Origin of the sequence: Vibrio metoecus (assembly GCF_009665255.1) — a bacterium.
Classification (GTDB): Bacteria; Pseudomonadota; Gammaproteobacteria; order Enterobacterales; family Vibrionaceae; genus Vibrio; species Vibrio metoecus_B.
Map to the genome: position 1 here is coordinate 422,702 of NZ_CP035687.1, position 22,103 is coordinate 444,804.

At 45.9% G+C, this 22,103-nt stretch carries 15 protein-coding genes and 1 riboswitch; of the genes, 7 read left to right on the top strand and 8 right to left on the bottom strand.

Annotated elements, in window-relative coordinates; translation table 11 throughout:
• Window positions 1-43: 43 nt before the first annotated feature.
• Both vctP and EPB59_RS15475 read right to left on the bottom strand, forming a co-directional pair.
• The gene (vctP, locus tag EPB59_RS15470) at window positions 44-955 is read right to left on the bottom strand and encodes an iron chelate ABC transporter substrate-binding protein VctP (RefSeq protein ID WP_154173671.1); all 912 of its coding nucleotides are present in this window, start codon (window positions 953-955) and stop codon (window positions 44-46) included.
• Window positions 956-1,158: 203 nt separating this feature from the next.
• Window positions 1,159-1,917 carry a class II glutamine amidotransferase gene (locus tag EPB59_RS15475; protein WP_055050060.1) on the bottom strand — a complete coding sequence of 253 codons (759 nt, stop codon included), beginning with the start codon at window positions 1,915-1,917 and terminating at the stop codon, window positions 1,159-1,161.
• 639 nt (window positions 1,918-2,556) lie between these two features.
• On the opposite strand from EPB59_RS15475, the gene EPB59_RS15480 reads away from it, so the two are divergent.
• Together EPB59_RS15480 and prtV are read left to right on the top strand one after the other, a co-directional pair.
• On the top strand, window positions 2,557-2,841 hold the full coding sequence (locus EPB59_RS15480; protein WP_055050061.1) for a hypothetical protein: 285 nt from the start codon (window positions 2,557-2,559) through the stop codon (window positions 2,839-2,841).
• 77 nt (window positions 2,842-2,918) lie between these two features.
• Window positions 2,919-5,675: a M6 family metalloprotease PrtV gene (gene prtV, locus EPB59_RS15485; protein WP_154173673.1), complete on the top strand. Its 2,757-nt coding sequence runs from the start codon at window positions 2,919-2,921 to the stop codon at window positions 5,673-5,675.
• Between the two features lie 74 nt (window positions 5,676-5,749).
• Here prtV and EPB59_RS15490 read toward each other — a convergent pair whose 3' ends face one another.
• The 4 genes from EPB59_RS15490 to hlyA form a co-directional block, all read right to left on the bottom strand.
• Window positions 5,750-6,601: a lipase secretion chaperone gene (locus EPB59_RS15490; RefSeq protein WP_154173675.1), complete on the bottom strand. Its 852-nt coding sequence runs from the start codon at window positions 6,599-6,601 to the stop codon at window positions 5,750-5,752.
• Window positions 6,602-6,610: 9 nt separating this feature from the next.
• A complete protein-coding gene (locus tag EPB59_RS15495; RefSeq protein ID WP_431355121.1) occupies window positions 6,611-7,612 on the bottom strand; it encodes a lipase family alpha/beta hydrolase in 1,002 nt (333 codons plus the stop codon).
• Between the two features lie 218 nt (window positions 7,613-7,830).
• Window positions 7,831-9,477 carry a methyl-accepting chemotaxis protein gene (locus EPB59_RS15500; protein WP_095458262.1) on the bottom strand — a complete coding sequence of 549 codons (1,647 nt, stop codon included), beginning with the start codon at window positions 9,475-9,477 and terminating at the stop codon, window positions 7,831-7,833.
• Between the two features lie 298 nt (window positions 9,478-9,775).
• Complete coding sequence (gene hlyA, locus EPB59_RS15505) at window positions 9,776-12,001, bottom strand: cytolysin VCC (protein WP_154173677.1); 2,226 nt, start codon at window positions 11,999-12,001, stop codon at window positions 9,776-9,778.
• Between the two features lie 766 nt (window positions 12,002-12,767).
• Here hlyA and EPB59_RS15510 point away from each other — a divergent pair.
• On the top strand, window positions 12,768-14,024 hold the full coding sequence (locus EPB59_RS15510) for an SGNH/GDSL hydrolase family protein (RefSeq protein ID WP_154173679.1): 1,257 nt from the start codon (window positions 12,768-12,770) through the stop codon (window positions 14,022-14,024).
• A gap of 112 nt (window positions 14,025-14,136) precedes the next feature.
• Window positions 14,137-15,210, top strand: a complete 1,074-nt coding sequence (locus EPB59_RS15515; RefSeq protein WP_055031157.1) for a GGDEF domain-containing protein — start codon at window positions 14,137-14,139, stop codon at window positions 15,208-15,210.
• Here the strand turns inward: EPB59_RS15515 and EPB59_RS15520 are convergent.
• Window positions 15,207-15,467, bottom strand: a complete 261-nt coding sequence (locus EPB59_RS15520) for a hypothetical protein (protein ID WP_055050445.1) — start codon at window positions 15,465-15,467, stop codon at window positions 15,207-15,209. The two genes, EPB59_RS15515 and EPB59_RS15520, sit on opposite strands and share 4 nt — an antisense overlap.
• 263 nt (window positions 15,468-15,730) lie before the next feature.
• Here EPB59_RS15520 and emrD point away from each other — a divergent pair, with 263 nt between their 5' ends.
• A complete protein-coding gene (emrD, locus tag EPB59_RS15525; protein WP_195707171.1) occupies window positions 15,731-16,936 on the top strand; it encodes a multidrug efflux MFS transporter EmrD in 1,206 nt (401 codons plus the stop codon).
• A 152-nt stretch (window positions 16,937-17,088) separates the two neighbouring features.
• A riboswitch (Lysine riboswitch) is annotated at window positions 17,089-17,261 on the top strand.
• Window positions 17,262-17,339: 78 nt separating this feature from the next.
• Window positions 17,340-18,920 carry a Na+/H+ antiporter NhaC family protein gene (locus EPB59_RS15530; RefSeq protein ID WP_195707172.1) on the top strand — a complete coding sequence of 527 codons (1,581 nt, stop codon included), beginning with the start codon at window positions 17,340-17,342 and terminating at the stop codon, window positions 18,918-18,920.
• 44 nt (window positions 18,921-18,964) lie between these two features.
• Here EPB59_RS15530 and EPB59_RS15535 read toward each other — a convergent pair whose 3' ends face one another.
• Window positions 18,965-19,939, bottom strand: a complete 975-nt coding sequence (locus EPB59_RS15535; protein WP_154173685.1) for an ABC transporter substrate-binding protein — start codon at window positions 19,937-19,939, stop codon at window positions 18,965-18,967.
• A gap of 175 nt (window positions 19,940-20,114) precedes the next feature.
• Between EPB59_RS15535 and EPB59_RS15540 the strand changes: the two genes are divergently transcribed.
• A complete protein-coding gene (locus tag EPB59_RS15540; protein WP_154173687.1) occupies window positions 20,115-22,085 on the top strand; it encodes a sensor histidine kinase in 1,971 nt (656 codons plus the stop codon).
• The last annotated feature ends 18 nt before the right edge of the window (window positions 22,086-22,103 follow it).

Genomic DNA, 22,103 nt, shown 5'->3' on the forward strand with positions numbered 1-22,103 from the left:
TCAGCTTGTCAACCAGAGGAGGGTTGCCCCTCCCCCGCATTTACTACTGCATACCTACCGATGTTTTCATATCGACAACCATTTGCTCTGTGGCTTTCACGCCAGAGATAGCGATGTACCAAGCATTCACATCGAGGTAAGCAATATGGCCGTTTTGGTATGCGGTGGTGGCTTTAACCAGATCATTTTCAAAGGTTTGACGAATATTCGACTCGGCTTTGCTCACCACTTTATCGCGGTCAACCACCAACAAGGTTTTGGGGTTATGTTCACGGATATACTCAAACGAGATCAGATCACCGTGGCCACTCTCTTTGCTCACTGGCACAGTCTCGCGAAAGCCAAAATCTTTATAAACGGAGGAAAAACGCGAATTGGCGCCAAATGTGGTCAGGTTGCCACCAGAGCTCATCACCAACATCGCATCACTTTTATGTTGTTGGTTGTATTGCATGATGGATTTAAATTGCGCGTCAACTTGTTCAATTTTGGTTTCTACCGCAGATTCAATCGCAAACACTTTTCCTAGGTTGCGCCACTGCTGTTGGGTACTCTGCCAGTAACCTTGATCGGCTTCAGCCGCAAACACGATGGTCGGAGCAATCTTCGACAATTCGTCGTAGCTTTTCGCCGCACGCGGGCCAATCACAATCAAATCCGGCTTTTGGGTGTAAATCGTTTCAAAGTCAGGCTCAAATAAGGATCCTGCACTTGGGTATTTATCACTCTTATATTTGGCCAAATAGTCAGGAGAGCCATCAAACTTAGAGACGGCAACGGGCTCAATGCCAAAACTATCTAACGCATCCAGCGCACCCACACCAATCACAACCACTCGCTGTGGTTTTTGTTCTAACGTGGTTTTACCCAAGCGATGTTCAATCGTAACGGTCTCTGCTTGTACAGCAAATGAAGCCAACAATCCTAAAATAGCCCAATGAAGAAGAGGTTTCATACGTTCCTTCCGACGGTAGTTGAGACGGCAAAGTAAATTATTTTGATATTCATTCTCATTAAGAGAGTGCGTACTATAATCAAAACTGACTTCGCAATGCAACTGTGTGAAGGAAGATATCGTGTCACGGTGTAAAAATAACAAACCCTTGCTAATTCCTATCAATAGCAAGGGTTTGCGATATTAACGAGATGAATTTCTGCTTAAATCGTATGCGGTTGACATTCCGCGCCAAGAACATGGGTGATGGTTTGTGGCTCCACAAGCAACCAGTTTGGGCAACCATCCAAAGGTTCTGAGGCTAAAATAATCCCATCTTGCCAAGGTTTACGGTAAACCGTTGGAGGCTGACCATCACTACTGTAACGAACCAGCCAAAACTGCTGCCCATCAGAAATACAGATAGAAGCTTTAAAGGGTAGCTGCACACTTTTAGTTTGCATCAATACTTCGATTTCACTAATCGTTTGTCGAATCGCCGCCACCGGATCACGCTCCAAACCGTTTTTGAGCATCAGCAGAAAAATCAATTCACTGTCTGTCGTACCGGTCCGGCGAATATAAAGATGCTCAGGCAGTGAACGCTCCAGCTCATATTTGACTGCACAATAATCACCAATTTGGCCATTGTGTAAAAACATCCAGTGGTTATAGATGAAAGGATGACAATTCGAACGCGACACTTGAGTGCCGGTGGAGGAACGAACATGAGCCATAAAACGGTGTGAACGAATGTGGTGAGCCAACGAGCGTAGATTTTCATCTCCCCAAGCGGGTAATACTTCATGAAAGCGTCCTGGCGTACTGCGCTCAGTATACCAACCTAGCCCAAAACCATCCGCGTTGACTCGTGTGACCGCTTTACGGGCCTCTAAACTTTGATGAACTAATGAATGCTCAGGTTGATAAACCAACTGCTCTAGATAGATTGGGCTTCCTTGATAAGCCAGCCAGCGACACATAAACCACTTCCTGTAAAAAAGTATTTCTGATTTCAATAAAGCATGTTTAGTTGCGGGGTGCAATACGGGCTGAAAAATATAACGTATTTCGAGCTAAGGCTTGTGGTATAAGGCTTTCATGCTCACCATTTTGGGGCAATACTCACCTTTGCTAAGCTTAAAACAGTGCTCTTTTTGTCCCCTTGTTCCCAAATCTTATCTTTCAACACGCCATTAGGCGGTAAATGCTGATTTAAGTGCCTATTTCTCTACTTAGGTATCTCCCAAAGAGATTTCATCAAACAATAAATAAGTGAAGCAAGATCAAATTATTAATTTTTATTTAAGCATGACTCCTTTCTTTATTTTCAGCATATTTCAGTAAGGTTTTTATTTTCTATTGAAACTGGCCGTGGCAATTTTTACTCGATTTACTTAACACAAGTAACTTTTCCCATATTTTATATCGACATCAATATCATTTATTCATGTAATCATAGCGAATATTTAACTGTTTTATTTATAATTAAGGCCAGTGCCATTTCGTTTACTAAATTTGTTGTAAATGTGACCTTATTTCAAACGTAGAATAATTCACACTTGCTATCAATTCCCCTCAATCATAAATTGTTACAAATACTTTACATATGGATATGTTGTATGCGCTTTCTATTGGGGTTAGGGATTCTTTGCCATTCAGGCTTATTGTTTGCGAGTGTACCACCTAACGATGAAAAGCTAATCGAATCCTTGATTGAACAAGGGGTTATTTGCCAAGGCTTATCTTATGAGCAACAGCAAAAAGCCTTATCGATATACTTACAAAAGAGAGTCGGGAAAAGAAAAGAACCGACAGAATCACGCCCAAATACAGAACCAGAAACCTCTTCACCTGAACCTGTGGGTGAATTAAAACCAAACTGTATTAATCCAGATTCTCAATAGTATCACCCTATCTGGTTAACTGAGCCGTTTCAGTTAGCTTTGTCATACCTTAAATAAGGAAATATTAAGGAAATAAAATGAAAACTATCAGAAAAACGCTATTAGCGACCGCGGTAGCGACTTTTTTTAGCAGTGGCTTATATGCTCAAACTCCCGTTGATTTAGGCGTGGTGAATGAGGATAAATTAATTGAGATGTTAGTGCGTACTGGGCAAATTTCTGCTGATGCGTCTGACAGCGATAAACGTATTGCACTTGAGCATTATTTGGATGACAAAATTCGCTCTGGTTTTAAAGGCGATGCTCAATTTGGCAAAAAAGCCCTCGAACAGCGTGCGAAAATCCTTAAGGTCATTGATAAGCAAAAAGGCTCACACAAAGCACGTGTATTCGCCCTAGATGTCAGTGCCAAGCGCACCGACAAAGTGTTGGCTTTATTGATTGATTTCCCAGATCTTCCTTGGGATGACAACCGTCTAACCAAAGAGCATACAGAAATGCTCTACGATCGTTATGAAGCTTCCCACTATCAAGATTTGCTGTTTTCTGATAGAGGCTACACTGGGCCGAATGGGGAAAACTTTATCTCGATGCGTCAATACTACGAGAGTGAATCCGGCAACACATACAGTGTTGCAGGCCAAGCCGCCGGTTGGTATCGCGCTTCGAAAAATGCTGCGTATTACGGTGGCAACTCACCGACCACCAACAGTGATTTACATGCTCAAGAATTAGTGCGTGAAGCACTCGATCAACTGGCACGTGACCCGAGCATTAATCTTGCTGACTACGATATCGAAGATCGTTACGACTACAATGGCAATGGCAACTTTCGTGAGCCCGATGGCGTGATTGACCATTTGATGGTCTTCCACGCTTCTGTGGGGGAAGAAGCCGGTGGCGGCGTATTGGGGGCGGATGCCATATGGTCACACCGCTTTAACCTTGGCCGTTACCATGTTCTTGAAGGCACGAAAAGCAACGTTCCTGGACGCTTCAATGGCCAATTCGCAGCATTTGACTACACGATTCAACCCATTGATGCCGCGGCAGGCGTTTGTGCTCACGAATACGGTCACGATCTAGGCTTACCCGATGAATATGACACCCAATACACAGGAGCCGGTGAACCCGTATCTTATTGGTCTATCATGTCGTCTGGTAGTTGGGCCGGTAAAATTGGAGGCACGCAACCGACCGCGTTCAGCTCTTGGTCAAAACAATTTTTACAAAATGCCATCGGTGGCCGCTGGATCAACCATGAACAGTTGACGATCAATGAATTGGAAAAAAATCCTCGCGTCGTCACACTATTCCAAACCACCGACAATTCACGCCCCAACATGGTGAAAGTCACTTTACCGATGAAACGCGTGGACGGCATCAAGCCGGCGGAAGGCGAGTTTTCTTTCTACTCAAACCGTGGCGATGATTTGAAAAACCGCATGAGTCGAACACTAGTCATTCCAGCGGGTAGCCATACCACTCTGAGTTTTAAAGCTTGGTTTCAAATTGAAAAAGATTATGACTTTGCTCGTGTGCTGATCAACGGCCAACCGATCGCAGGCAGTATCACCACGATGGATGACCCATACAATACTGGCCTAGTCCCAGCGATTTCTGGTGATTCTTCTGGCTGGGTGGATGCACAGTTTGATCTTTCTGCTTGGGCAGGACAAAGCGTTGAACTGGCGTTTGATTATGTCACCGATGGTGGTCTGGCGATGGAAGGCTTGTACATCGATGACCTACGCCTGACAGTCGATGGCACGGAGAGTGTACTGGACAACGCCGAGGGTGATTCCAGTTTTGCTTTCAATGGCTTTACCAAAAATGGCGGCTTCCACGAAGCTAATCATTACTACTTGCTGCAATGGCGTAGCCACAATGACGTTGACCAAGGCTTAGCCAATTTGAAACGCTTCGGGCAACTGATGTCATTCGAACCCGGCTTGCTGGTGTGGTATGTGGACGAATCTTATGCGGATAACTGGGTGGGCAAACATCCTGGTGAAGGCTGGCTAGGCGTTGTCGATGCGGATCAAAATGCCTTGATCTGGTCAAAAACGGGCGAAGTGGCACAAACGCGTTTCCAAGTGCGTGATGCAACCTTCTCACTGTTTGATCAAGCGCCGCTCAAACTGGTCACGGCCGATGGCAATACGCTGGAAGATATGAACTTAACTGCGAATGCCTCGTTCTCGGACGATCAAGATTACAGCTCACCACAAGCACCAGATTCTGGCCGCAAAGTGATGCCATTTGGTCTGAAAATCGATTTGCTCTCACAAAGCAAAGAGAATGAGTACGGTGTTGTTCGTCTGTCCAAAGTCAGTACAGCAAACATCGCACCGGTAGCGCGATTTGAACTGAACGTAGAAGGCTTGAATGTCACTGCGCAAAACACCAGCAGCGATAGTGATGGTTCCATCGTCAGCTACTTGTGGGATTTTGGTAACGGTCAAACCAGTACCGAAGCCGCTCCAACTTGGTCTTATACCAAAGCGGGCAGTTACTCTGTCACCTTAACGGTGACGGATGACAAAGGTGATAGCGATACTCATCAACAAATCATCAAAGTGGAAAAACCAAACGCTTTACCAGAGGCGAATGCTCACTACATTCACCTCGGTCGCTGGGTCACCATGTGGTCAACCAGTACCGACAGTGATGGCCGCATTGTCGACACGGAATGGACACTGCCGAATGGCAAAATTAAGCGCGGCCGTATGTTTACTGCCATTTTCCCAAGCTATGGCAAGCATGATGTGCTGCTAAAAGTGATGGATGATCGCGGTGCAGTCACCACCAAAACCATTAAAGTTAAGTTGTAATTTCCCTTCTCTACCATGGATTTGGGCACCTTCGGGTGCCCCTTTTTTTGAGGCTCCTACCGATACGAAAAGCCTTATTCCCCGCTATCTTTCAGCCGTTCTAACGCATCAATACGTCGCCACTGCTCAGGCGCAAAGTGCTGCTCTCGTAACTGCTGAATTTGGATTTGCTGCTCACTGGCAGAGAGTTCGTTGCGAACTAATATTGCCGCCCGCGCTTGGTAGTAGTGCTGAAACTGTTGTTCAAATGTCGCACGGGAATCATCGAGCTCCGCTAAACGCTGCGCCCCTTGCTCACCCACCAAGGCAACGCGAGCCAAATAGCGTTGCTGCGCATCCCCCTGCCCTGCTTGAGTTAACTGCGGCAATAGCTGTGCGGCCGCCTCACTGCGCTGAATAAAATCGGGCTGCTCGGCTAGCAGTGCTTGCCAAGCTCGCTGCGCCTCTTCATTTTGCCCATATTGCTCGTAGATCAATCGCTTTTGAATCGCGAGTTCACGCAGCTGATTCTCTTCAGCAAATAACGCTCGTTGCTCAACAGTAAAATACTGCGCTTGAAGCTCCAATAATGCTTGATGTAACTGCCACCATGCTTGTCCAGTTAGCCCTCCATCAACATCGGGAAAACTCAACTCCGCTACGGCAGCTTTGTAATCGACATACCGATCAAACACATCGCCATCAAGCAACAAACCTTGTGTTTGCTGCTCATACTCTTGTACCTGCCGCTTAATGGCAGGTAGTGAGGATTCCCCCATGCCAGAGAGAAAAAATTCTAAGAGATCTCGTGGACTGGATTGATCGGGCTGAATGTCTTTCTGCGATAGTGTACCTAGTGCTGGCGGCGTACTGCTTGATAACCCGAAGATCGCACAGAGTGCGCCAAGGGTAACTAATGTTCCTACACTCCATACGATCTTCTTCATCATCTGCTCCTACAAACCTGCGAGTTTGAGTCGATTGGCATGCTGACGATACAAAGTGATGGGATCGGTTTCTAACAGAGAGTGGATACCCAACAAGCCGTTAATTTCATCGAGATGGTTCATTCGATAATCATCACGGATCACCTTACCAAGGTGAGTGCTACAGGTCGCGACTAAACCATCGTTCGGCTCCGAAAACACTAGACCCAATACGCCCATCGCCACATCACTCGGGTCCAACACATTGGTCACGGTCGAACTGCCACTCCATGAGTAGTAACGCACCCCATTCACTTCATACGCACCTTCTCCACACTTGGATGTTGGAACGCCTTCTGGATAGTATTGGTTGAATTTCAGTGAGCCTTCTGTCGTCAGCGCGGCAAGTGATGCGAGAGGATCTTGTGGATGAGGTTCTCCGCCAGATAAAAGATCAATTAAGGCAACAAAACCTTTGGTCAATGCAACAGCAACCTGCTCACTATTTGATCCTGGCGGAATGGTACCACGCAATAAATCCGCTACTGCCGAACCTTTATGAACGCCACCAATGCTGGTCACCGAAGCGACTAAATCAGGACGCACAGAGGCCACATAGCGAATGGTGGGGCCACCATGACTATGCCCAATCAAGTTCACTTTTTTCGCTCCCGTTACCGCCAGTAAGGATTCCACCTGAGCTAACAACTGCTCACCTCGACGCTCAGAGCTGTTGGTCGCTGAAACCTGTGCCACATACACTTGAGCGCCATCTCGGGTCAGTGATTGCGGAATACCGTGAAAATAATCCATCCCCGCCAAGGTGTCGAAGCCAAATAGACCATGAACTAAGACTATCGGATAACGGGTTTGGGTATAACCTTGTTGCGATAACGCGTGAGCACTGGCTCCTGCCCAAATTGAGGAAGAAAACAGTGAGAGAGCGATTAATATAATGATTTTATTCAAGAGATATTCCTTCTCGTTCTTGCCTTCAATCCCTGAAAACCTCAGACGTTGCGCCACTTTCATGAGGTGAAAGCATAAGATTCATGAGCAAGAGATCCGACCTCTTGCTGTGGTTTAGGCTAGAAGAGAAGTGAACGAATACCGAATGACAAAAGTTCAAAATGTGAACAAGACGAGCAAATTAATAACAATTAATTAACAACAAAAAGACAGCCCCAACGTAGGTTGAGGCTGAAATGAATCGAGTTCACTCTTTATTGACAGAGACAAAAGAATAAGGCTTACAACTCAAAGCCTCCAACCAATTTATCCAACTGCGAAGAGAGACGTTGCAAGTTTGTACTGGCACGGCTTAGTTCATCGGCCACGTGTGAAGTTTCTGTCGTCAGTTGGTTGATGTCTTCAACGTTGCGATTGATGTCTTCCACCACGGTTGATTGTTCCTCTGTCGCGGTCGCAACTTGAATATTTTGATCATTAATTTGATCAATCTGACTATTAATTTCGGTTAAAGACTGGTTCGCTTTAGCGGAAAACTCAACGACCACATCACTTTGTGAACGGCCTTTTTCCATCGCCTCCACCGCACGATTCGATTCACTCTGTAGACGGTTGATCACTTGTTGAATTTCTTCCGTCGATGCAGCAGAGCGGCTTGCCAAAGTACGAACTTCATCTGCCACCACCGCAAAACCACGACCTTGCTCACCAGCACGCGCAGCTTCAATTGCTGCGTTCAGAGCCAGCAAGTTGGTTTGTTCAGAAATACTGCGAATGGTATCAAGAGTTGAACTGATGCCATTGATCTGTGTGGCAAGAGAAGTCACCACTTGAGTTGCATTGTCTAACTCAGTAACCAGTGTTTGAATACGAGTTTGTACCTCACCCACCACTTTTTTACCTTCGCCAGAATGCTGTGTTGCTTGTTTCGCCACATCCGCGGCCATCGCCGCATTAGAAGCAATTTCCGATACCGTGGCACCTAGCTCATGAATCGCCGTCGCCACCTGTACTGTTCTGTCACGCTGTGACGCACAGTTAGTCTGTGTGGTATGGGCGCGTTGTGAAACACTGGAAGCCATAGAAGCCAATTCTTTTGAGTTTTCTGCCACCTCTTCAATCGAGTGGTGCACTTTGTCAATAAACGCATTAAAGCTATTGCCGATATCGCAAAGCTCATCGTTACCATCCAACTCAATTCGCGCACGCAACGACAAATTTGCCGCTGCTGAACTCATTTTGTCCTTCAAATAAGACACTCGACTACGTAAGTTCGTAATGATGACCAGTGAAGTGATAAATGAAATGATCAAACCTGCCGCAATGATCACCATTTGCTGGGTGCGTCCAGACTCAAAGCTCTCTACACTTGCACGGTTTTGCTGTTCTGCTTGCTGCAAAAGCGTATCAAGGATCTGATTCGCTTGTTTGCGCATTTCACCATAAGTAGGTGCGTACTTATCACGGTACAGGTTTTGTGCCGTGGTCATATCGTTATTGGCAAAGGCTTGCAGCATAGGCTCTAACTCTTCACGCACCATTTGTTCAAAACGAGCTTGAAGTTTGCGAGCCTGCTCTTTGAGTTCCGGATTCACTTGCGAATCCACCGCAACTTGCATTGCTTGACGCATTTCTGGGATATCTTCGGTTCTTGCCTCTTCGACTCGTTTGAGAACCCCTTTCGCATCTTTGAGCGCCGTTTCTTGCAGTAGCATCATATCGATACCGACACGCATCCGAGGAATACGTGAGGTTGCTTCAGCCATGGCACGCATTGGTGCAGCCGTGTTGGCATACAAGCTGTTGGACTGTGCTTGCATCACTGACATGGTGTTTAGACTGGTGAAAGCCACAAACAACAGTGCTATCGCAGGGATGGCGACGGCAATAGCCAACATCCATTTAAGGGAAAATTTATTGATGATCATGTCTCGTACCTATCGTTCAGAAAAAAGAGTCTGCTGACCTATAAGGGTTGTAGGGATGTCAGCAAACTGGACTTACGCTGTCTCGCGCTTAGTATTGTGATTGCGTACTTTTACCCTAATGTGAAAGGGAATTCTGTACACCTAAATAAGTTCAGCCTTTGAAGTAGTATGGCAAAATTATTCTGTTTCTGAATTGTTAAGTCGATAAATGACTAAATAAAGAACATTAAATACATAAAATGCCCTGAAATTTCAGGGCATGCTTCCATTGTTTAATGGCTATGTTGACGGTCTACTTTTAGTTCAAATCAAATTGAACCCCTTTCACCAACCAATCGTCAGCCCAAATTTTCAGTTGAGTGATCTTAGCGGCATCCGGTAAATCGAAACGATCTTCATGAGCATTGCTGACATACGCTTTCGAGCCTACCGTTTGCTGACGCCCATCTTGGTAGGTGAATGTCAGCGCCACCAACTGCTGACCGCCATATTGGAAATCGCCAGAGGTTGCCGTGATGGATTTCACGCCGGACAGCTCCACCGAACTCAAGCTACCACCGTTGCCACCAATCAATAAATCGGAGGCGGCCCCTAATGCATCAATCGCAGCACCCGCTCGCACATACAAACGATGATCTTGTCCCACACGCTGCTGATTCATTTTTCCTTGCGTGTAACCCAGAATCGGCGAACTTTCTTGTGCATTAAACACATCGGTATAGGCGGTGATGGTACGTAAACTTACCGCATCGTTGCTGCTCGCATACAAACCAAGCTCACCCGTTTGTTTGTCATGTCCAAGGGACTCGCCGCTGTAGACATTGGTCAATTCATCTGTGCCTTTACGCCACTCCCAACGCTGAGTCAGGTTTTGGTTACAGGGTTGCAATGCGTCTAATGCCTCACCATCAAGACAGAGCTTGGTGTTACTCGCACTCACATAACGACCAAGCTGATCATAGATGAAAGATTGCGCTGATTGCTGGCTATCGCACGTATTGGCCGCCAAGCGACCTTGAGCATCGACTTGAATACAGCGGTTGTTAAAGCTGGCAAGTTGTAGGTTGACCGGGCGGCCACCCGTGAATACTGGGTGATCCCAATCGACCGTAAAGCTTGCCGATTTCGTGATTCGACGACGTGGGGTATCTTCAAAGCCATGGTAGGACTGATGAGCACCGACCACATAGTAGTGCTTATAAGCACCGTTATAGATTGGGCGGATATTGACCGAAGAGTCGATGATAAAATCCGTACTGCCTGTCTCTGTGGCTGAGGCTTTATAAATCACATCCATTTTCGGCACAAAACTCGCGTAGCTCAGCGGGCTAATACGGTTTACATCTACCGGGTAGGTATTCACCCACAAAGCATCGGTCGAACGATTGAGTAGCGATTCTGCTGTCGCGTATTGTTGACGATTCCATGTAAAGCTAACCGCTTGCGCATTCTTCGCATTACGCTCAATACGATAGTCTTGTGTGTTGTAGGTTAACCAGCGACTCTGGGTATAACTTGCTCTCGCCTCTAGTTTGGCTTTCGGGCCATCTCCACTGACTTCCACCCCACCAGTCACCCCAAGCTCAAAACCTGAAACCTCTTTACGCTCAAATTTCTCGTTAATGTTATCGACAGGAAAGGTTTTCAGGATCTGCGCTTTATTGTTCGATGCGTTAAACACGAAGCGATAATCTTGGGCAATCGCATCGGTTGACCACTCACGGAAATAGGCATCTAACGTCGTATAACTGGCACCAAACTGACGATAACCGAGTTGATCATTCAGATGAATGCCGGCTCCCGTGCTGTCATCATCTAGACTGATACGCACAATTTTGGCATCCGGTGTAGCGGAACCCACAATGCCGTATTGCAGCGAACGCTCTAGGTTAACCCGATAAATCAATGAGATATTGGCATCTTTACAGAACGGACGACTGCCCTTTTCGTTTTTCCACAACCAAGAGTTGTTGAAGGTACATTCTTCATCGCTGATCGCACGGTTGACACTGATGTAGAAAGCCACATGCGGCAAGGTATTTGTTTCGCTGTTTGCCGGTGCCGGACTTGCAAAACCAGAGCGCGCTAATAAGCGAGCGGTACGCGGCGCTTCGAGTAATTGAGGGTCAACCTCTTGTGCCTGATCAAAAGGTGTAAACAGCAGCTCCCCTTTATGTTCAGTGATGACAATAAATTGATTAGCAAAGCCTACCCCATAAGCCTTTCTGAATTGGGCTTGCATCTCTGCTTGACCTTCAGCATCACTGATCTGACTGAAATCAACCAAAACGCGTTTTTGCTGGTTAATCACCAAATCGCGTAGTTCAGCTAAGCTCGGTAATGCGTTGTCTTCAGCTTGCCAATCAGCAGCATTATAATATTTTATTGCATGACTATCAGCGACTTGACTAATAATATCCGCCGCTTCACCATTTGGTTCATTGATATTTGCCAACAGGGTTGGACTGGATATTGCGCTTAATATTGTGAATATCGCGATTGCGCAACGATTGAGTTTTGGCATATAAACCTCACTGACTCTGTTATTTTTAGTGTTATTACAAGAGAGATTTCCAAACAAAGTGACTTATACTCAAACTACTGAAACAACTAGCGATAAACAAACTTACTCAAATGAATAGGCATCAATCACCCATCGTTAATTCTCCGAGTAAAAATGAGAATACCAGTTTGCTTTAAGTAATCAGAACATACCCATTTTGATTGCGTCTCATGGGGTACCCTCGTCATCCTTGATGTGTTGCATGTGCCGATGGTGCTAAGTAGCTGAATGCAGCTCCATTGAACAGTGGTCGATAAAAATATTATTTTTCACAAGATATGTTTCTATATATTTATTACCACTGCATACTTACTGAAATATCACTGATATTTCTAAATGTAAAATACTGCAAAATAAAAAACTCACAGCAGATCACAAATTCATACCAAGAAACTTTTTATTTATTGTAAAATAATTAATCCCTAAAATAATCATTGCTAATATTTTCACATTAGAATCACTCTAATTTAATTTGAACTAATTTAGTCTGAATTAATTTATGAAAATCAACATGAAATATTGTTTTCTATTGTTACGTCAAAACTCTACTTCAACATATTCTTCGTAAAAACCGCTATTGACGCTTTAGTAAACAACTATTGATCTTACTTCCAAGCTAGAGAAACGGTTGGCCAGTTTTCATTGACCTGATGAATGTCTCATTCACAATACAAACAGATCTGACCAGATCGTCAATCTGTCTATTCTACCCATAAGAAGATAAACAATGAGAACAGCGCTCTTCACCTTAATCGCTGGTTTAACCAGCCTCTCTGCTTCCGCCGCTACTGACCCGTGGACAGCAACTGAAATGCCACTGATGAGCCGCGCTCAAGTGGAACAGGTTCAAGGCAAACAAACCTACACCTACGTTCGGTGTTGGTATCGTCCTGCCGCCACACATGATGACCCATACACCACCTGGGAGTGGGCAAAAAATAACAAAGGGGGTTACTACACAATCAACGGCTATTGGTGGTCAAGCATCAGTCATAAAAACATGTTTTATACCGATGTTCAGCCAGACACCATTAAACAACGTTGCTATGAAACACTTGGTGTCACACACGAAACTGCCGATGTGACTTATTTTTCCGCAGATACCCGACTCTCATACAATCACACCATCTGGAGCAATGATTCTTCAGTGCAGCCAAACAAGATCAATAAGGTGATTGTCTTTGGTGATAGCCTTTCCGATACAGGCAACATTTTTAATGCCTCTCAATGGCGTTTCCCAAATCCGTCATCGTGGTTTCTGGGCCATTTCTCAAACGGTTTTGTCTGGACGGAATATTTGGCGCAAGGGTTAAACATCCCCGTTTATAACTGGGCTGTGGGGGGAGCCGCAGGACGTAACCAATACATCGCTCTGACTGGGGTTTACGAGCAAGTCAGCTCATACCTAACATACATGCAGCTGGCAAAGCATTACCAACCGGAAAACAGTTTATTTACCTTGGAATTTGGCTTGAATGATTTCATGAACTACAACCGCTCCCTCGCTGACGTTAAAGCCGATTACAGTTCTGCGTTGATTCGCTTGGTGGATGCGGGAGCCGAGAACATTGTTTTGCTCACGTTACCAGACGCAACGCGTGCGCCACAATTTCAATATTCGACTCAAGAGCAGATTGAAACGGTACGTAACAAAATCATCGGTATGAACGCGTTTATCCGTGAACAAGCCCGTTACTACCAAATGCAGGGGATTCGTATTGCACTGTTTGATGCACATGCGTTGTTCGAAAGCATGACCAGTGATCCTCAACAACATGGTTTTGCAAATGCGAATTCACCGTGTTTGGATATTCGACGTAGCTCAGCCGCCGACTATTTACTTTCCCATTCACTTTCTGCTGAGTGTGCAGCCCAAGGCTCCGACCGTTTCGTGTTCTGGGAGGTCACCCATCCCACCACGGCAACACACCGCTATATTGCGCAGCAAATTCTTGCCACTCAAATGGCAGAATTTCCTCTCTAAGAATAGCACTCAATGAGGATAGGTGAACCTATCCTCATTTTTGCGACACCACTGACTTTGCTTTCTGACTCATCTCTTCGTAGCCTTACAAAAAGAGCAGAGGGTGAACGTGATGAAAAAACCAAACCAAACTTCTGCTTTTACTGGTTCAGAGCTATTAAATATCTACTACCAGCGTCGAGTATCACTTTTCATCGCCTCAATTTCCAGTTTGGTTTTTTTCCCTTTGGCAATGAAAAATCTGATGATTCATCAGATCGTTTTAGGCGGTTTGATCATCGTATTTCAATGCACATTGTTGTTTGAAATCTCCGCAATCTACCACCAGAAAAAAACGCCATGGGGCTTTCGGCTTCCACTCTCTTTAGTCGTTATCATTGTAGTTATGGCGATCCACATCTTTGGCACTTTGGCGAGTTACTGGCTTTTCCCGGTGATCATTTCGATTGCTTTTTTACTCCCGCCCAAAGACAACTTACTGACGATTTTCATCATTATTCCATCTAGCATATGGGCTTTGATTCCGCATCAAACTTCAGAAGTCACTTTACGCTTTAGCCTTGCGATCAGCGCCTGCGCTGCCATCATGTATGTGGTTGTGGATGCCATTCGTAAACTGCACGCAGAATTGTTCTATCTATCAACCCGTGACGCATTGACTGGCAGCCTGAATCGCCACCAACTTGAGAGTTTTTTGCGTAAAAACATTCAACTCTGCCAGATGAGTCATCAATATTCAGTTATTGCCGTCATCGATGTAGATCATTTCAAAACAATTAATGATCTCTATGGCCATGACACTGGTGACAAAGTCATCACGCAGCTGGTCGAGATTATTAACACTCACAGCCGCGAATTAGATTTACTGTTTCGATTAGGCGGCGATGAGTTTCTACTGCTGTTTGAAAACACCACACTGAATGAGGCCTTGATGGTCATCAGCCACATTGGATGCCGAATTCAACAGGCACACTACCCTAGGCATGCCGAAGTCACTATCAGTGCTGGGTTAGCAGAAGTGCGGCGCACCGATACTCCGGAACAGTGGTTTAAACGAGCAGATATTTCGCTCTATCATTCGAAAAAAATGGGGAAGAACCGAGTCTGTTCAGAGGAGAAAGAAGTGGTTGAGCTCAATAGTAAACAGTGTGATTCACTGCTGAACTCAACCCATGGTCATCGTTAAACCATCATTACCATTTGCACCAGTTGCGGTAATACAATACCCAAACAGAACAAGGCACCTTGCCATTTGGGAGGTTTGATCGCCAGTATAGCGGGAGCCATAAAATACAAGATCACCAATACCGGTAACGCATTGATGTGTTCTAAACCAACCAACGCAACCGTTAGCAGCACCGCTCCCATCGTGAGCTGATAAGGTAATTTCAATTTATAGCCAAGCAGCCCAATAAAAAGCAGCGCAGCAAGCAATAACACCATGTCCATAATCGCCTCACAAAGTGATATTAATTCTCATTTACCACAATAATAGTCTGCTCTTGCTTTAGATTCAAGTTGTAAAACAAGCAAAAAAACCATTAGAAAAAATAATCCAATCTATAGATATTTATCGTGAACAAAAAAGCAAGAATCGATTGATAGATAAGGGGTACAGCAATACTATCTCGCGCCGAGAGCAGTGCTCTCTAACGATTTTTCATTAGCTGATTTTAATAAGATATTGTTTTTATCTGGAGATAACGATGTCTGCCTCGCTTTCTGTCGCAAAACTGACCTTTTTTATCGCTATTCTGGCTGCTGTGGGTCAAGCAACCCAAACCATGTACGTGCCTTCTATTGGGTACATGGCACAAGAATTTTTGGTTTCACCGGCTGCACTACAGGCGGTGATGGCTTGCTATCTTATTCCTTATGGTTTGTCACAATTCGTTTACGGTACGCTGTCGGATCGCATTGGTCGTAAGCCCATCATCATTGCTGGGTTAATCATTTATGTCCTCGGTTCACTGATTGCCCTTTTTGCACATCAATATTCTTGGTTTTTGATTGGTAGCTTTGTGCAAGGCCTTGGGATTGGTTGTGGCGGTGCGATGTCCCGCACACTCTCTCGTGACTGCTTTGACGGAGCTGAATTACATAAAGTGAACAGCTTAATTAGCATGTGCCTTATCTTCTCACCTTTGGTCGCCCCCGTCTTAGGCGGCTACCTAACGGAAAGTTTTGGCTGGCGTTCAAGTTATTTGTTCTTGTCTCTGTTTGCGATTGCGGTCGTGATTACCATGATGACCAGCATGGTGGAAACGCTACCTAAGGCTGCGCGTAAGAAAGAACCGGTATTGCGCAGCTATCACTACGTGTTATCCGATCGCCGCTTCCAAGGTTACTTAATTTGCCTTGTTGCCACTTTTGCAGGTCTTGCGGTTTTTGAGGCAGCTGCCGGCGTGTTACTCGGTGGTGTACTTGGCTTGCCTGCAACCACCGTGAGTTTGCTGTTTGTATTGCCAATTCCTGGCTACTTAGCGGGCGCGTGGCTTTCTAACTTGATTGCTCGTCACTGGCGTGAAAAAGCCGCCATGCGTGTCGGTTTGATCGCAATCCTCACCGGTTCTCTGGTGATTATGTTGCCCGGCCTGCTTGGCATGACAACCGCATGGTCCTTAATTGGTGGCGCTACGATTTACTTCCTTGGTGCGGGCATTTTATTCCCAGCCGCAACCACAGGCGCACTCTCTCCTTTCCCTTATCATGCAGGGACTGGCGGGGCAATCTTAGGTGGCATGCAAAACTTAGGTGCGGGTCTCGCAACACTGTTTGCCGCGATGTTCCCTGCGTCAGATCAACTGCCACTCGGTACCATCATGTTACTGATGTCGGTCGTGGCACTGTGGGGGCTAAAACGCGTTTACACCAAACAGCCGCCTTCAGATGAAATGCCGATCGCCATCTAAAGAGAGAAAGCTCTCGCTGCTTCGCGAATATACCGGATGAGATCAATTTCGCTGCAGAAATGGGGAAATTAAATCTTGTCGTCACCTGAAAAGGCAGTAATATACGTTGTGTGTCACAGTTTTTGAGTGAATCACTCAAAGTGGTACACGTTCCTTTAAGTAGAGGCGCGCTGTTCATGAGTCGCCAGTCGTAGGTTGACCCCGATGATGACTGGTTAAAGGGTACAGCGCCGAAGTGATCGTTGCGTCATCAACGTTCGCTGGGCCAGCATTGAACAAATGTCGGACTGCCATAGTTTGTTGTCTATGGAGCGCTACCTTGAAGGATAAGAAGTGTTATTTCGCTGAAATGTGTTTTTTATCCTGCTGGTAGATCTCCACCTGAAAAGGTGATGTGAGATCCATGAATTTAGCCGTTTATTCTGACTCGATTTATTCGGTCATCCCACCGCTACTGGCGGTGCTGCTCGCGATTACGACCCGCCGAGTGTTACTCTCTTTAGGCGCAGGCATTTTCGCTGGCGCTATCATGCTTAACCATTTCTCTCCTCTAAACACATTGCAATACCTGTTCGGTAAGATCAGCGGCTTGTTCTGGTCAAATGGTGCTGCCAACAGCGATAACATCAACATGTTGGTGTTCATGCTACTACTAGGTGGGTTGATCAGTTTAATGACCGCATCAGGCGCAACACGCGCTTTTGCAGTATGGGCTGAACGTAAATGTAAAGATCGCCGCAGTGCAAAAGCGCTGACAGGGTTAATGGTATTTGCCTTTTTCATCGATGATTTTTTCCATAGCTTGTCTGTGGGTGCGATTTGCCGCCCAGTGACGGATCGCTTTCAAATCTCGCGCGCGAAACTCGCCTATTTGCTCGACTCTACCGCTGCACCTGTCTGTGTAATTACACCGATTTCCTCTTGGGGTGCTTATATCATCGCCCTGATTGGCGGAATTTTAGCCGCCCACGAAATGACAGATATCAGTGCGATTTCAGCGTTTGTACAGATGATCCCGATGAACCTGTACGCAGTATTTACTTTGCTTATGGTGCTCGCAGTCATTTTCCTGCCGATGGATATTGGCCCAATGCGCCAACATGAAGCATGGGCTCGTGAAGGTAAATTGTGGGATGAAAGCAAAGGCCGCCCTGCGGGCTTAGATATGGAAGGCGGAGAAACCGCACGCGGCACCATGATTGATATGGTTTTGCCCATCGCGGTACTGACCATCACCACCTTGATTTTCATGATCCAAACCGGCAACGCCGTATTAACGACCAAAGGTGAAGCTTTCTCTTTGATTGGCGCTTTGGAAAACACCAATGTGGCTCAGTCGCTGGTTTACGCCGCACTGTGTAGCTTGGCGGTCTCGATTGTTCTGTCACTGCGCTTAAAACTGTCTGCGCAAACATGGTTATCAACCGCACCAAAAGGCGTAATGGCCATGATGCCAGCGATCATCATTTTGCTGTTTGCCTGGACCATTGGCGGTGTGGTGCGCGATCTACAAACTGGCATTTACCTCGCGTCACTAACGCAAGGTAACCTACCGGTTGAACTGCTGCCGGCTTTAGTGTTCGTACTCTCTTGTTTGATGGCCTTTGCCACAGGCACCAGTTGGGGTACTTTCGGCATTATGCTGCCACTCGCGGGCGATATCGCTGCAGCGTCAGACATCAGTTTGATGCTACCAACCCTCTCTGCTGTATTAGCAGGCGCAGTGTTTGGAGATCACGCCTCACCGATTTCCAGCACCAGTATCCTTTCTGCAACCGGTGCAGGTAGCCACCATATTGATCACGTGGTCACTCAACTTCCGTACGCCATCAGTGCCGCGATGGGTGCGTTGCTCGGTTATCTAGCGATGGGTTTACTGCATTCCGTTTGGGCAGGTTTAGCGGCCAGCAGTGTGTGGTTTGTGCTGTTTTGTGCCTTTAACCTACGCCAAAAACGCTGGCAACAAGAACCGGTTGAAGCCTAATTTTTTCACACCGCCCCATAGGGCGGTGTTTTTTTCTGAGCGAATCAATCCTTGATTGGCCACCAGTCCTTCGGCGGAGTTAGACCCCAGCGTGCAAACTCTTCAGGTTGATAAACGCCTCTCCCTTGGCGGTTAATCTGGATCGGAATGTATTTGGCAGGTTCTTGCTTATCTAGAATACGGGTCACCAGTTCAGCAGCCATTTCACCTTGCTCTAATCCAAATAATACGACCCCACCCGCGGCTTTACCTTTACCGACGGAGAAATCCCAAAATCCAAATAAAGGTAACCGAGAATGTTGATTGGTCCAACTGAGGATATTTTCCGCAGGGATATGACGCCCTGTATCATCAATCAGAGTCTGATATAAGCCGACGATAACCGCGCCATAACCTTGTTGAGGGGCTTGTTCAATGGCATCGTGCCACTGCACTTCTTTCTCAATCGCTCGGATTTCCACATCCAACCCTAGGTTTTTCTTGATCAGCGCATATTGACTTTGCATATACTCCAAAGCAATTTTTGAAGTATTACCCGAGTCGAATAAAACCAGCACGCGATGCTTATCTTGCGGTAATAAACGGCCAATCTCTGCCATATTTTTTACAAACAGAGGCTGTTCTAAAATTCCCGTCACTTGAGCAATCCCCGAATACTCGTCCAGCAACTCTCTTGGATTTGAGTTAATGCCGAGAAACACAATCGAGATCGGCTCGTTATACAGTTTGGGCAAAAGATAATACAGTGCGTTGTCATCGCCAAGGACTACAAGCTTGGGTTTTAGCGTCTGATAGGTTTGAAAAGCCCGCTCCGCGGCTGCACTGAATTCTCGCACCGGGATCCGCTTGGTATTCATTTCAAAAAAGTGCAGTTGGTGCGAGGGCTTTATTCCTTCTTTTAAACCTTGGATATAACTCGCATCCCAAGCATAACCCGAGTGATAACTTTGGATCACCAACACATCATCTGCCCATGTAGGCATGCAAAAACACCAGACTAACCCCATCCACCAACGCATATTGTTTCCTCCCTAATGTCATGCAAGTGTAGTCTAGACTCGCCAAACCGCTGGCTTAAAAACGCTTTGTGGCCATCAATCTCTCAATTCCATCACACGTCCCTCCCCGCCATCTCCTACATTCCGGCGACTCCATCTATACTCAATCACAAGGTTCCTAAAAGAATGCACGAGAATGACCCATCGAAATATAGAAGAAATGGACTCCAATCCGATACTCAGTCGCATCGGCCGCCGCATCATTCTTATCATGGTGATTTTAAGTGGCGCCGTGACGTTACTGATGACCCTCACTCAAACGTACATTGATTACAATCGAGAATTCAATAACGTTGAAGAGCGGCACAATGAAATCAAAACGATTCATGCCGATTTATTGGCAAGCTCGCTGTGGAACTATGATTTGCTGGTTCTCACCCAACGGCTAGAAGGCTTAGTCAATCTGCCGAATGTGGATTACATGGAGATCACCTCGGGTAACTATCATTTCTCTGCTGGGCATCCTGTCTCTAGTATGGCGTTAAATAGCCGCTTTCCTCTCAATTTCACCAATCCTGAAACTCATCAACTCGAAAAAATTGGCGAGTTGTATGTGGAATCAGATGCTCAGGGCATCTACAACTATTTAATTCGTCAGTTTCTGGTCACTCTAGCCGTCAATGCGCTAAAAACGGCGATTGTCTGCTATTTAATTTTGTTAATTTTTCACGCCAGTGTGAATCAACGTATTTTTGCCATAGCCCAATTCTTACGTCAGTACAATCCACGCCACCCGAAGAGGCCTTTGCGTTTGCCTTATAATCACTGGATTATGGAAAAAAATGATGAGTTACAGTGGCTAGGTGATGAAACCAACAAAATCGCCAATAGCGTCACTACGCTTTACCGTAACATCAAAGCAGAGCAAGAACGTTTGGAAGACTTTGCACAAGCCGCCTCAGACTGGCTATGGGAAACCAACCAGCTTGGAGAGCTGATCTACAGTTCAGAAGCGATGAGCAAAGCTCTAGATCTACCTGATGACTCAAAACCCCAAATGGCTTTGATTGAGCCCCTCAAATCATCGAATGCGTTGATGGAGAGCTTGCTTCACCAACGTGATTTTTCCAACTGTGAGGTTGAAATCCAACTCCATGATGGCTCGCATGCCTACTTACTCTTTCAAGGCATTGCACGATATGCCGACCAACAATTTCTTGGCTTTCGTGGCACTGCGATTAATGTTACTTCGCTCAAATTGGCTCAACTAAGTTTAGAAATCATGAACCAAGATCTTGAACAGCAAGTGGCAACCAGAACCGAAGATCTCGAATCCAGCTTAAAACGGTTACAAGAAACTCAATCTCAATTGATTGAATCAGAAAAACTGGCGGCATTGGGGGGCCTAGTCGCTGGTGTCGCGCACGAAGTGAATACTCCCTTAGGAATTGCGGTAACCGCCGCTTCAGTGATTCAAGAAACACGAGAATCCCTACTTCAGGCTTTCAACCAACAAACGTTAACCAGCCAGCAATTTGCCGAACTCATGGAGCGAATGACACAAAGTGCAACCATGCTAGAAAGCAATCTCAGCCGCGCCGCACGATTAGTCCGTGATTTTAAACAAACTGCCGTAGACCAAGTGTCAGAGAGCCGAAGCCAGTTTAACGTGAAACAAGTGCTGGAAGCCCTCATGGCAAGTTTGCACAGTGAGACACGTAAAATACCCGTCGAACCTCAACTGCATGGAGATGACGCGATCATCATGAACAGCTTACCGGGAGTTCTAACGCAAATCATGACGAATCTCGTCATGAACAGCGTAAACCACGCCTTTGCTACGTGCTCTAACCCAATGATTGACATTCAGTTTTATCAAAAAGATCAGAACATAATTATCGAATACACCGACAATGGATGCGGTGTGGGCAAGGAATTACATCAAAAGATATTTGAACCCTTTTTTACCACCAAGCGTGGGCAAGGTGGTTCAGGGTTAGGGCTCAATCTCGTATTCAATCTGGTTAAACAGAAACTGCATGGTCGGCTCTCTTTTTCATCAGAACTGGGGCAAGGCGTACATTATGTGATCACCTTACCGCAAGCTTTACCACAAACGGCATTATCCAGTTCCGATATCTTACCCAGTTCAGACCTACAACCGTAATACGAGAAAGCACATCCA